Annotated in this window: 11 protein-coding genes; 6 read left to right on the forward strand and 5 right to left on the reverse strand. The window is 59.1% G+C overall.

Translation table 11 applies throughout. The features are described 5' to 3' along the window. The first annotated feature begins 18 nt into the window (after window positions 1–18). Both C0039_RS11935 and C0039_RS11940 read left to right on the forward strand, forming a co-directional pair. Window positions 19–2,175 carry a 3-hydroxyacyl-CoA dehydrogenase NAD-binding domain-containing protein gene (locus C0039_RS11935; RefSeq protein ID WP_076000223.1) on the forward strand — a complete coding sequence of 719 codons (2,157 nt, stop codon included), beginning with the start codon at window positions 19–21 and terminating at the stop codon, window positions 2,173–2,175. Between the two features lie 109 nt (window positions 2,176–2,284). After that, entirely contained in the window at window positions 2,285–3,319 is a 1,035-nt protein-coding gene (locus C0039_RS11940; RefSeq protein ID WP_076000224.1) for a CNNM domain-containing protein, read from the forward strand. An 18-nt stretch (window positions 3,320–3,337) separates the two neighbouring features. On the opposite strand, the gene C0039_RS11945 is transcribed toward C0039_RS11940, so the two are convergent. The 5 genes from C0039_RS11945 to C0039_RS11965 all read right to left on the reverse strand — a co-directional run bounded on the left by C0039_RS11945 (window position 3,338) and on the right by C0039_RS11965 (window position 9,286). Beyond that, window positions 3,338–4,507 (reverse strand): AI-2E family transporter, encoded by a 1,170-nt coding sequence (locus tag C0039_RS11945; RefSeq protein WP_198171939.1) that lies wholly within the window; start codon window positions 4,505–4,507, stop codon window positions 3,338–3,340. 107 nt (window positions 4,508–4,614) lie between these two features. Then, entirely contained in the window at window positions 4,615–5,979 is a 1,365-nt protein-coding gene (locus tag C0039_RS11950) for a DUF1329 domain-containing protein (RefSeq protein WP_165787114.1), read from the reverse strand. Between the two features lie 122 nt (window positions 5,980–6,101). After that, complete coding sequence (locus tag C0039_RS11955; RefSeq protein ID WP_076000225.1) at window positions 6,102–7,355, reverse strand: cytochrome P450; 1,254 nt, start codon at window positions 7,353–7,355, stop codon at window positions 6,102–6,104. 130 nt (window positions 7,356–7,485) lie between these two features. Next, on the reverse strand, window positions 7,486–8,973 hold the full coding sequence (locus C0039_RS11960; RefSeq protein ID WP_076000226.1) for a YifB family Mg chelatase-like AAA ATPase: 1,488 nt from the start codon (window positions 8,971–8,973) through the stop codon (window positions 7,486–7,488). A 55-nt stretch (window positions 8,974–9,028) separates the two neighbouring features. Beyond that, entirely contained in the window at window positions 9,029–9,286 is a 258-nt protein-coding gene (locus C0039_RS11965) for an accessory factor UbiK family protein (protein WP_076000227.1), read from the reverse strand. 366 nt (window positions 9,287–9,652) lie between these two features. On the opposite strand from C0039_RS11965, the gene C0039_RS11970 reads away from it, so the two are divergent. The 4 genes from C0039_RS11970 to C0039_RS11985 all read left to right on the forward strand — a co-directional run bounded on the left by C0039_RS11970 (window position 9,653) and on the right by C0039_RS11985 (window position 12,634). Further along, complete coding sequence (locus tag C0039_RS11970) at window positions 9,653–10,372, forward strand: TorF family putative porin (protein WP_076000228.1); 720 nt, start codon at window positions 9,653–9,655, stop codon at window positions 10,370–10,372. Between the two features lie 62 nt (window positions 10,373–10,434). Beyond that, window positions 10,435–10,773, forward strand: coding sequence for a P-II family nitrogen regulator (gene glnK, locus C0039_RS11975; protein WP_076000229.1), 339 nt, complete (start codon window positions 10,435–10,437; stop codon window positions 10,771–10,773). A gap of 31 nt (window positions 10,774–10,804) precedes the next feature. Further along, window positions 10,805–12,052 carry an ammonium transporter gene (locus tag C0039_RS11980; protein WP_101518173.1) on the forward strand — a complete coding sequence of 416 codons (1,248 nt, stop codon included), beginning with the start codon at window positions 10,805–10,807 and terminating at the stop codon, window positions 12,050–12,052. Window positions 12,053–12,295: 243 nt separating this feature from the next. Further along, a complete protein-coding gene (locus tag C0039_RS11985) occupies window positions 12,296–12,634 on the forward strand; it encodes a P-II family nitrogen regulator (protein ID WP_076000231.1) in 339 nt (112 codons plus the stop codon). Window positions 12,635–12,642 lie beyond the last annotated feature (8 nt).

The following is a 12,642-nucleotide window of genomic DNA, read 5'->3' on the forward strand; positions in this document are numbered from 1 at the left end:
CGGATTGGAGAGAGACAGATGAGTTATATCAGACTGGAAAAAGATGCCGATGGCATTGTCGACCTGATCTTCGACCAGGCAGGCAAAGCGGTCAACGTGATGGGCGAGGAATATGCGGAAGCCATGCCCCGGGCGCTGGATGAGCTGGAGGCGATGAAAGATGAGATAAAAGGCGTCTACGTACGCTCCGGCAAGCCCGGCCAGTTCTTCGCCGGCGGGGATATCACCCAGATGCTGGAAATGGACCTCGACCCTGCCCCCGCAGAGCGGGAGGAGATGTACCGGAGCCTGCTGGAGTCAAAAGCGCCCCTGGCGCGACTGGAGCGCCTGGGCGTGCCCGTTGCAGTGGGTATTAACGGGCCTGCGCTGGGTGGCGGTTATGAGATCGCGCTGGCTTGCCACTATCGTATTGCCCTGGACAGCCCCAAAGTAAAAATCGGCCTGCCGGAGGCGATGCTGGGCTTGATGCCCGGCGCCGGGGGTGTGGTGCGCATGGTGCGTATGCTGGGCATGCAGGAGGCCCTGACCCTTGTTTCCCAGGGCAAACAGTTGGTGGCGACCCGGGCGCTGGATGCGGGCCTGGTGCACGCGCTGGCGACTGATGAAGAAGACATGGCGAAGAAGGCGCGGGCCTGGCTGTTGGACAACCCCGATGCGCAGCAGCCCTGGGAGGCGCCAGGTTACAGCATTCCCGGGGGTGGTCCCGAAGACGAGGCCACCCAGGGCCTGACCTATTTTGGCCCGGTGAACGTGATGAACCAGACCAAAGGCAATATGACCGCCCCTCAGGTGATCATCGCCGCGGTGATAGACACGGCCAGGGTCGATTATGATACTGCCCACAAGATTGAGGCGCGCTACTTCCAGCGTCTGCTGCTGGACCAGGTCTCGCGCAACATGATGACCACCTTCTTTGTGCAGATGAACCAGCTGGACGCCGGGGCCTCCCGTCCTGATGGCATCGACAAAACCGACGTAAAGAAGCTGGGTATTCTCGGTGCAGGGGTCATGGGTGCGGGAATCGCCTTTACCGCTGCCAAGGTTGGTATCGAGGTGATCCTCAAGGACATCAACCAGGAGAACGCCGAGCGGGGCAAGGCCTACGCCGCTGCGGCCTGCGAGAAGAACCGCCGCATTGACGCGCAGCAGGCAGAGCAAATCCTGGCGCGCATCCATCCCACTGCCGACGTGAATGACCTCGCCGGTTGTGACCTGGTCATCGAGGCGGTTTTCGAGAATCGCGATGTGAAGGCGACTGTCACCCGGGAAACCGAGGTTGTGCTTGGCGACAGTGCGATCTTTGCCAGTAACACCTCGGCCCTGCCGATCACCGACCTGGCGCGCGCCTCCGTGCGCCCGCAGAACTTCATTGGTATGCATTTTTTCTCTCCCGCTGAGCGCATGCCGCTGGTGGAGATCATCACTGGCGAGCATACCTCGGACGAATCCCTGGCCTGGGCATTCGACCTGGCACAGAAGCTTGGCAAGAAGCCCATTGTGGTCAGGGATGCCCCCGGCTTTTTCACCACACGGGTCATTGGCCAGACCATCACCCAGGGCCAGCGCATGCTTGCAGAAGGGGTTAATCCGGCCCTGATTGAGAACGGTGCGGCGTTCAACGGTTCCCCCATGGGTCCGCTGGAAACGCTGGACACCATTTCTCTGGAGACGGCCTACCATGGCGCTCAACAGCGCCAGGCGGATGCTGAAGCCGCGGGAGAGAAGTGGGAGCCCAGTCCCGAATCCGAGGTGATCCGGTATATGGTGGAAGACGCCAAACGGGTGGGCCAGGCCAAAGGTGCTGGCTTTTATGACTATGATGAAAAAGGCAAAAAGGTGCGTACCTGGGCCGGTCTCAAGGATAAATTCGCAGCGGGTGGCTATGTGGATTTGCCTTACCAGGATGTCAAAGACCGTTTGTTGTTCTCCCAGGTGCTAGAAGCCATCCGCATTATGGAAGAAGGGGTCCTGACCTCAGTGCCGGACGGTAATATCGGCTCAATTATGGGAATCGGATTCCCGCCTCACACCGGGGGTGTTTACCAGTGCGTTAATGCCTATGGCGTGCAGGCATTTGCCGAGCGCGCCGCAGAGCTGGAGGCGAAATACGGCGAGGAGTTCAAGCCGCCGCAGTTGCTGCTGGATATGGCTGCCCAGGGAAGTACGTTCGGCTAGGGACCAGCGGATGACCCATTGCGCCGGTCTCAATCATGTATTGAGACTGGCGCAGCTTTTTTCAGTTAGAATGTCCCCTCTCTCAGCTGACAAGGCCTGATACATCACCATGACCCTGCTGGTCATCTACCTCACGATTGCCATTGGCATTTCTTTCATGTGCTCGATACTCGAGGCCGTGCTGTTGTCGGTGACACCCGCATTCGTAGAGAGTGAGCTCAAGGATAAGCCGCGTCGGGCGCAGGTGCTGAAAAACGTGCGTGACGACCTGGATCAATCCATTTCCAGTATTCTCATACTCAATACCTTTGCCCATACCATGGGTGCGGCCGGTGTGGGGGCGCAGGCTGTTCGCGTATTTGGTGCGCAGTACGAAACGCTGGTGGCATTCGTATTGACCCTGGCCATTCTTTACTTTTCCGAGATTATTCCCAAGACGCTGGGTGCAACCTTCTGGAAGCAACTTGCTCTGCCCTCGGCCCTTGTTATCCGTGTCCTGATAAAGTTGCTGTACCCCTTCGTCTGGCTTTCGGCGTTGATCACACGCTCCTTTTCCAAAGGCGAGGCCGCCAGTATCAGCCGTGACGAACTGGCCGCCCTCGCTCGACTGGGCCGCAGGGAAGGCGCATTGGGAACACATGAGAGTGAATTGCTAGAGAATATCCTGTTACTGCGCGAGACCACCACCGGTGTGATTCTCACCCCGCGTACGGTGGTAACGGCGCTCGATGGCTCCCTGAGCCTGGCACAGGCCCTTGATCTTTTAGGGGACTCTCCTTTTACCCGCATCCCGGTGTTTGAGGGTGATATTGATAACGTCATCGGGCTGGTACTGCGGCATCGCATGCTTGCTGCGGAGTACGAGGGGCGCAAAGACGAACCCCTGCGTGAATTCACCTCGCCAATCTACCGGGTGCGTCAGGAATTGCCCGTGTTGCAGTTGCTGGACCAGTTTATCAAGCGCCGCGAGCATTTGTTCCTGGTGGAAGATGAATATGGACAGACCGCCGGAATTGTCACCCTGGAGGACGCGGTGGAAACCATGCTGGGTCGTGAAATTATGGACGAAAGTGACACGGTTGAAGACATGCAGCAACTTGCCCGCAGCCGCTATCGGGGGCGCCTGCGCGACTCCAAGGACTGAAAGCGGCGCCTGTGCACCCTAGTCCGGGGTATCCAGCCTGGCCTCGATAACTTTGATCCAGGGTTCGAACAGCTGCAGTCGCGACAGCACCAGTTTGATGCAGACCAGCAACGGGACCGCAATCAGTACACCGGCCGCCCCCCATAGCCAGCCCCACAGCATCAGCCAGAGCATGGTGAACAGAGGATTGATGCTGACCGTGCGACCCAGCACCACGGGCGTGACCAGTTGTGACTCGATAGCGTTGATGGCGAAGTAAACCGCCGCCGGAACCAGCGAAGCCCAGGCAAACCCATACTGGTCCAGGCCTGCCACGGCGATGGCCGTGGCACTCAGCACTGGACCCACATAGGGTGCGAAGTTGAGCAGCGCGACCACTGCGCCCCAGAATAGTGGATCTTCGAACTGCATTGCCCATAGCGCTGCCGTGGTAACCACGCCAAGGCCAAGGTTGATTATGGAAACCGTGAAAATGTAGCGCGACAGCTCCCGCTGCGTCTCAACGACCAGGGCCCTTGCGTCCTCCTTATCTTTGATCCGGGGTAGTGCCTCAATAGCGGTGTAATAGATGCCCGGGCCGTAAACCAGGAGGAACAGCACCAGGATGATCACCGCCACACCCTGGGCGAGAAACACCGGCATCTCGGCGACGATATCCAGCAGCACTTGCAGTCCACGGAGGCCGATCTGCCGGGAGAGTTCATTGTTGGGCTGCTCAGCGCTGGCCTTTACCACCTCCTGTTCATCGCTGTCGCCAAACCAACTGAATAGCCGCCCCAGTGTTGATTGCTCTTCCTTCAACTGTGCCGCCTGCGCTGTGTTTTCTGTGGCAGTCGGTGCCAGGGCGTCGGTGATGCTGTCCAGTTTCTCGTTGACCTTCAGGGTGATCTCGGGAACCCGGTCAAGCCAGCGCTTTGCCGGCTCTGCCAGTTCCATGCCCAGTAATGTGAACGGCACACCCAGCGCGATCAGCAGTGCCACGCCGGAGACTGCACGCGGGATGTAGAACCGGCGTAAATACTGCACCAAGGGATACAGCGGCAGGGCGAGCATCGCTGCCAGAACCAGCGGTATCAGCAGTGAAGAGGCAAAATAAAGGGTATAGATCACGGCGAGGAACAGCAGCGCGATCACCGCTCTTTGCATGGCGCGGCTGCGGTTGTCGCCTGGTTGTTCTGTTGAGTCCACATTGCTCCCCTGTCGTTTCGCAGCAGGGCGCTATGGTCTCCCACTCGCGCCACTGTGTACAGGTTTGGCCTGAAGGGTTGCACCTGCCGCCAGCGGACGTTGCTGCGCTAGCGTACGCCTGCGCGGGCCATTCCCTTGGGGGTGAAATACTGGCCGCTGCTGTCGAACCCATGCCGGTACTTCCCCGGTTTGGGCTTGCCGTTGAGGTTGTAGATATCCTGCAGCAGGTCATATACGCCATTGGCGCCGGCACTGGCGTGGCCGTCGTAAAGCCGCGCGCTGTAATTGAATTGAACGCGCCACAGGTTCCCACGCGCGTCATAGGTTTCTCCGGCAACCGCTGACCAACTGTCCTCGTCTATATAGAGGCGGCGCTTGCCGTAGAGGTGACGCTGTCCCGGTTTCAGTGTGGCCTCGATCACCCAAACCCGGTGCTTCTCCCAGCGCACGAATTCAGGTTTCAGGAAGCGTTCGCCCAGCATGTTCTCCACCTCATGCTTGAAAATGAAGTCGTAGTTGGAATAGGGGACGATCATCTCTCGCTTGCCCAGTAGTTTCCAATCGAAGCGCTCGGGAGAGCCGTTAAAAATGAATGCGTCGTCATACGTAGAGGTGCCGGCCACCGCCGGATTGGGCGTATCAAAGGCCACCGCCGGTGCCAGCCGCACCCGGCGCTGGCCGGTGAGGTATTGCCATGCCCGCCGGCCCTGCCCGGCGCTGTAGTCAGCGCCCGGCTCATGCACCAGCAGGATTTCCCCGGCGCGTCGGGCGGGTGCCTTGTAGTTTATGCGCAGTTTCAGCCAGGCCTTGTCGCCCACCGGCTCATCGGGTGTTTCGTACATGGGATAGACGAGTGCGGAGGTGGCGGTGGTAGACAGAATCGGCTTGCCATTGGAATTAACATAGTAGACGTCGTAGTCCTGGGTCGAGGGCTCCGCGTAGCGAATCATGTGATTCCACAGGACTTCCAGCGCCGACTGTGGAATAGGGAAGGGCGTGCCCGGGAGGCTATTCTCAATTTTCTGGCCGCCGGCGACCAGCTTGGCGTTAACCGCATTCTTCAGCGTGTTGGCGTAGAACCAGTCCGGGGCACTGTGGGAACGTTTGCTCGGGTAGACTCGCAGCATGAAACCATCATGCCCCAGCTTCTCGAGCATGGCCTTGCTGCCCTCGGTCAGCTGCTGTGCATGATCCTGCCAGTTGCCGGCGTCGATGGTGCACAGGGGCTTTTCGTTGGGGAAGGGATTGATATAGTTGTTGGAGCCGGGCTCGTAGTCTTCGGGTATTGGTGTCATGGCCGGGTCCCATGGCGGGATGCTGCCATCGGCATTGCCTGCTCTCTCTGCTCCCAGTGGCGTCAGCTCTGTACCCAGGCGGGATGCCTCCTCAGGGCTGGCGGCAGCAACTGCTTCGGTAAAAACGGGATGCAGCCCCGCGACCAGGCAAAGCCATATCAGGTGTCGTGCAGGCATGTTCTGTCCCCGTTTGAAGGTGAGTGCCGACATCGCGGCGCCAGCAACGCATTATGACGCCGCTGTTGTCACCCTGGCAACGTGGGGCTGGCCCACTCAGTGTCTACCCCTGTTCCTGCGGCTCAGGCAGCGTCGGTGTCCTGTGCTGCCGGGTCAAAGCGGATATTCATTTCCTTCATGGCGTTGACGAAGAAAGAGCGAACGTACTTTGGCTGGTCCACAAACCGGGGTTGTCGCAGGCGGGGAATGATCTCGTCGAACATCACATTCAGTTCCAGGCGGGCGAGGTGGGTGCCAATGCAGAAGTGCTGGCCGATGCCGAAGGAGCGGAGCTGGTTGTACAGGTCGGGCATGCGCTCTGCGCGGGTAACGTCGAATTCCATGGCGTCGTCACCGAACACGTCTTCGTCGTGATTGGCGGTATGGTAGTGCAAAATAACCTTGTCGCCAGCTTTAATCAGCTGGCCACCCACTTCCACGTCCTCCGTGGCGGTGCGGCGCATGGAGATGAAAGCGGTGTTGTAGCGCAGCATCTCTTCCACTGCATTGGATATCTTGTCCGGGTTGTCGACCAGATACTGCAGCTGCTCAGGGTTCTCCATTAGCAGGCGCATGCCCTGCGCCATTACCGTGCGGGTGGACTCGTTGCCGCCGACCAGGATGAGGATAAACATCCAGCCAAACATTTCGGGTGACACCGGCTCCCCTTCCAGCTCGGCGTCCAGCAATGCGCCGGTGATGTTGTCCATGGGCTCATCGCGGTGTTTCTCAGCGAGCTGCATGGCATAGCCAATCACCTCCATCGCCGCCAGCTGTGCTTCTTCCTCGGAGACGGCCATATCAGGGTCGTCGGCAAAGATCATGGTGTTGGTCCAGGTGAAAAATTGTTTCCGGTCCTCCAGCGGCACCCCCAGCAGTTCAAGTATGGAAATCAGTGGCAGTTCCGCCGCAACCTCCTCAACAAATTCACACTCTCCTTTTGCTGCGACCGCGTCGACGATACGCCGGGCGTGTTCGCGAAACGATGGCTCATAGGAGTCAACCCGCTTGGGGGTGAAGGCATTGCGCACAATACGGCGTACCTTCTGGTGGCGTGGTGGGTCCATGTTGATAATGGTGTTCTGCTGCATCTCCACAGTGAATTCATCCATTTCCATGGGAAAGGCCGAGCGCGCTGCGGAAGAGAACAGTTTGGGGTTCTTGGATACAAAGTCCATTTCCTTGATCCGGGTGACTACCCAATACGGTATGCCGGTCAGCGGGTCATCCATTTTTACCACGGGGCCTGCGTGCCGGATCTCGCGCAACATTTCGTAGGGCATGCCCTCTTTGTAGGTGTCGGGATCCAACAGGTTGGAAAAGGGGCACTGGCTCATGTTTATCTCCTGCTTGCCGCTGCCGGACCGGCATCAGACTAATGGTTGTTAGTTAACGTCTGATTCTGGCACGGAGGGCATAGCGGGTAAAGCCGTCGCGGTATTGCCAGTTGCACCGGGTCCTGCCCGATCAACCAGGACGGTAGGCGAGTGCTTCACTGAGGTGGTTTTCTTCCACCACATCTGCGCAGTCCAGGTCGGCGATGCTGCGGGCTACCCGCAAGGTACGGTGCAGTGCTCGACCGGACAAATGCAGGCGCTGCGCCGCGGTTTCCAGCAGTTGGCGTTGTGCTTCGCCCAGTTGGCAGACGTCAAGCAGGGGCTCGCTATGTAAATTAGCGTTGGTGCACTGCTGTCTCGCCAGCTGGCGCGCCCGGCACTGGATAACCCGGCTTCTCACGGCAGCGGAGGGTTCACCTCCGGCGCCTTTTTCCAGCAGCATGGCCGCGGGGAGCCGGGGCACGGGAACGTGCATGTCGATACGGTCCAGCAATGGCCCGGAAACCCGACCTGCATAGCGCTGCACTTGCTCAGGTGTGCAACGACAGGCTCGTTCGGCGTCGCCTAGATAGCCGCAAGGGCAGGGGTTCATGGCGGCGACCAGCTGGAAACTGGCGGGGTAAGTGAGCTTGTGCCGGGCGCGCGACAGGGTGACCTGGCCGGATTCCAGTGGCTCCCTCAGGGCCTCCAGGCAGTGTCGATTGAACTCTGGTAACTCGTCGAGAAACAGTACACCGCCGTGGGCGAGGGAGACTTCCCCCGGCCGCGGATGGCTGCCTCCGCCGATCAACGCCGCTGCGCTGGCACTGTGGTGCGGCGAGCGGAAGGGACGGCGCAGTGCACTGTCCGTGGTCTGTGCATCCTGAAAGTCGCGCAGGGCCAGGGCAACCAGGGCTTCTTCTTTGGAGGGCGGAGGCAGTATCCCGGGCAGGCGACTGGCGAGTAGTGTCTTGCCGGTGCCGGGTGGCCCGCTCAGAAGCAGGTTATGTGCGCCGCAGGCGGCGACCTCCAGTGCCCGGCGAGCGGATGTCTGTCCCACCACGTCGCTCAGGTCCGGGTAGCTCGCCGGGACCCGGTGTTCGGCGGTTCTGCTGGGAGGCAGCGCAGCGGAGCCATTGATGTGGGCACACAGGGTGAGCAGGTCGGGGGCCGCGAGGATGTTGGCGTCGGGCACCTGGCTCGCATTGTGCTCGCAGGCGGTTGGTACGAACAGGGTGTTGCCGCAGGCACTGGCCGCCAGTGCAGCACAAACCACGCCGGGTACCGCTCTGAGGCTGCCATCCAGGGCAAGTTCGCCGAGGAATTCGTCATGTTCACCCCGCCGGTTTTCCAGCTGTCCGGAAGCAATGAGGATGCCCAGGGCAATGGGAAGGTCAAAGCGACCCCCGACTTTGGGCAGGTCTGCGGGTGCCAGGTTGATGGTGATGCGCCGGTCGGGAAACTCAAAGTGGGAGTTGAGCAGGGCGCTGCGGACTCTTTCCTTGCTCTCGCGAACAGCGGTTTCAGGCAGGCCGACTATATTGAAGGCGGGAAGCCCATTGGAGAGATGGGCCTCAACGCGCACCATTGGCGCAGACAGGCCGGACAGTGCCCGGCTGTGTATAACAGACAGTTCCATGGCTCTTCCCTGAGCGCTGTAGCCGATGTCCTGTGGGGCACCGGGCTTTACATGGCTAGTTTGAGAGGGTTTCCAGTTCCCTCGTCAGTGTCTCCAGTTCCGCCTCCAGGGCGACAACGCGTTCCCGGGTGCGCTTGAGGATTTCAGTCTGCGCATCAAATTCCTCCCGGCTCACCACGTCCAGTCGTGTCAGCGCAGACTGGGCTAATGCGCGCACGCCCTTGTCCACTTCGCCCTTGAGGCCGGAGCTGCCAACCATCTCGTTTACTTGCTGCAGTACTTCCCAGGGAGGAGGGGGTGGTTTGATTGCCATTTCTTGCGGCCTTATGCCTGGAGGATTCGCATAAATTCTAGTCTATTTGCGATGCCGAACACAGATCATAAATCACCACCGTGGTGAACAAATGAGCGCCATAGCGCTCACTTCGGTGCCCTGTTTCGGTGCGCCACGCCAGTGCACAGGCGATCGATGGTGCGAATCCGTGAGCGCTTTTGGTGCGCGGCACTCGGCTTCGTCCCCTGCTTAATGCGCTAACTTATTGAAAAAAAAGATAAATCCCGGGCCTGGCACATGCTCTGCAATCTACCGGGCAGATTGGTAGAGCGCACAGTGTGCCCGAGAACGAGATGACGCATACACAATCTGAAACCTGGACACATCCCTTTTGGAGAATGAAACATGTTGAAAAAATTACTTCCCGCTGCAATCGCCGCTTCAGTTCTGGCCGGTGCTACCGCAACCACCGCACAGGCTGCTGAAATCAGCGCTAACGTTGCCCTGGTGAGTGACTACCGCTTCCGCGGTATTTCCCAGTCGGACGAAGACATCGCAATCCAGGGCGGTTTCGACCTGGGTTTTGATAACGGCATCTACATCGGTACTTGGGGCTCGTCGGTCGACTTCGACAGTATTGACGGCTTCGACGGTTCTCTGGAACTGGACTACTACGTCGGCTGGGGTATGGACGTGGGTGAGAACTCCGCCATCGATGTGGGCTATCTGTACTACGACTACCCCGGCGATGATGGTGATGCCGGTGACTACCAGGAAATCTACGGGAGTTTCTCCTGGCACGACCTGACACTGGGCATGGCCTACTCCGACGACTACTACGGTGACACCGACAAGTTCTTCTATTACTACGCGGACTACAGCTGGGGCTTCGCCGAGAACTGGTCGCTGGACTTCCACGTTGGCTATAACGACCTCGACGAGGACGGCGGCTTCCTGTCGGATGACGAGGACACCTACACAGACTACTCCGTGGGCGTGACCTGGTCCGTGCTGGGCGTGGACCTGGGAGCAACCTACGTTGGCACAACCCTGGACGAGGACGAAGTGTTTGGCACCGATTGGGGTGATGACACAGTCGTGGTTTCCATCTCCAAGAGCATGTAAGCGCGGCTTATCCGTTACACAGGCGCCTCGCGGCGCCTTGATCCAAACACCAGGAGAGAAACATGAAATTAATCACGGCTGTAGTGAAGCCCTTCAAGCTGGACGACGTGCGTGAGGCGCTGTCAGAAATCGGCGTGCAGGGCATCACCGTGACAGAAGTAAAAGGTTTTGGCCGGCAGAAAGGCCACACCGAGTTGTACCGCGGTGCTGAGTACGTTGTCGACTTCCTGCCCAAGGTGAAAATCGACGTTGCGGTAGCCGATAGCCTGGTCGACCAGACCATTGAGGCCATCACCACGGCTGCCAACACCGGCAAGATCGGTGACGGCAAGGTGTTTGTCGCGCAACTGGAGCAAGTGGTTCGCATCCGCACCGGTGAGACTGGCGAAGACGCTATCTAAACCCTGAACTGATCACGAGAGAGCTTTTCCAATGGAAGACAATATATTTCAACTGCAGTACGCGCTGGACACTTTCTATTTCTTGATTTGTGGCGCGCTGGTAATGTGGATGGCTGCCGGGTTCGCAATGCTCGAAGCCGGTCTGGTCCGCTCCAAAAACACGACAGAGATCCTCTTGAAGAACGTCGCGCTGTATGCGGTGGCGTGCACCATGTATATGATTTGCGGGTACATGATCATGTATGGCGGGGACATGTTCCTTTCAACTATCACGGGTGACGGCGTGGCCGGCGCAGAAGAAGCGGCTACCTATGCGCCTTCCGCCGACTTCTTCTTCCAGGTGGTGTTCGTGGCGACTGCCATGTCCATTGTCTCGGGTGCTGTTGCCGAGCGCATGAAGCTGTGGGCCTTCCTGGCCTTCGCTGTGGTCATGACCGGGTTTATCTATCCGATGGAAGGCTCCTGGACATGGGGTGGCAATGCGGTATTTGGCATGTATACCCTCAGTGACCTTGGCTTCTCTGACTTTGCCGGCTCCGGTATTGTGCACATGGCAGGCGCCGCAGCGGCCCTGGCGGGTGTGCTGCTGCTGGGCGCTCGCAAGGGCAAATACGGACCCAACGGCCAGATCAACGCCATCCCCGGCTCGAATCTGCCGCTGGCGACGCTGGGCACCTTTATCCTCTGGATGGGCTGGTTCGGCTTTAACGGTGGCTCGGTACTGGCAACCGCCAGCGTCGAAAGCGCCAATAGCGTGGCTATCGTGTTTATGAACACCAACGCAGCGGCGGCCGGTGGCCTGATTGTTGCGCTGATTGTCGCCAGAACCCTGTTTGGCAAGGCTGACCTGACCATGGCGCTCAATGGCGCATTGGCTGGCCTGGTTGCCATTACTGCTGAGCCCTCCACACCCACAGCCCTGCAGGCAACCCTGTTTGGCGGGGTTGGCGGCGCGCTGGTCGTGTTCTCCATCATTGCTCTGGACAAGATGAAGATCGACGATCCCGTCGGCGCCATCTCTGTTCACGGTGTTGTGGGTCTGCTCGGCCTGTTGCTGGTGCCTGTTACCAACGACGCATCATCCTTCAGCGGCCAGATTATTGGCGCAGCCACTATCTTCGCCTGGGTCTTCGTCTGCAGCTTGATCGTCTGGGGCGCCCTGAAGGCTGTTATGGGTATCCGCGTCAGCCAGGAAGAAGAGTATGAGGGTGTGGACGTTGCCGAATGCGGCATGGAAGCTTACCCGGAATTCGTTGGCGCCAAAGGCAGCGGAATCTAAACATCTGCTGGCGCATGTGGATAATGCGTGCACCCGGGGGCCTTCGCGCCCCCTTTTTTATGTACAGGATGTACGGTACGTCCGCGAGAGGCAGGACGCCGGAGCGGACGCGGCCGGGATAAAGCCCCGGATCTGCCGTGGCCGTCCGCGAGAGGCAGGTACGCCTCCACTTGACCCGCCTCAATTTACAGGCGCCCCTATAGCACCTATCATTGCCGCGTCTACTTCAATGAGGTTTAGCGCATGAAACTGATCACCGCCGTCATCAAGCCGTTCAAATTGGACGATGTGCGCGCCGCGCTATCGCAGATTGGCGTACAAGGGATTACTGTTACCGATGTAAAGGGCTTCGGCCGCCAGAAGGGGCACACCGAACTCTATCGCGGTGCAGAATATGTGGTGGATTTTCTACCCAAAGTGAAACTGGAAATAGCGCTTGCCGATGACGAGGTCGAGAAGGCCGTCGAGGCGATAACCAGTACCGCTAACAGCGGCAAAATTGGCGACGGCAAGATTTTCGTTTCGCCGCTGGAGCAGGTCATCCGAATCCGCACCGGCGAAACCGGTGAGGATGCTATCTAGGCCACATC

Source organism: Pseudohalioglobus lutimaris, from assembly GCF_002866825.1.
Classification (GTDB): Bacteria; Pseudomonadota; Gammaproteobacteria; order Pseudomonadales; family Halieaceae; genus Halioglobus; species Halioglobus lutimaris.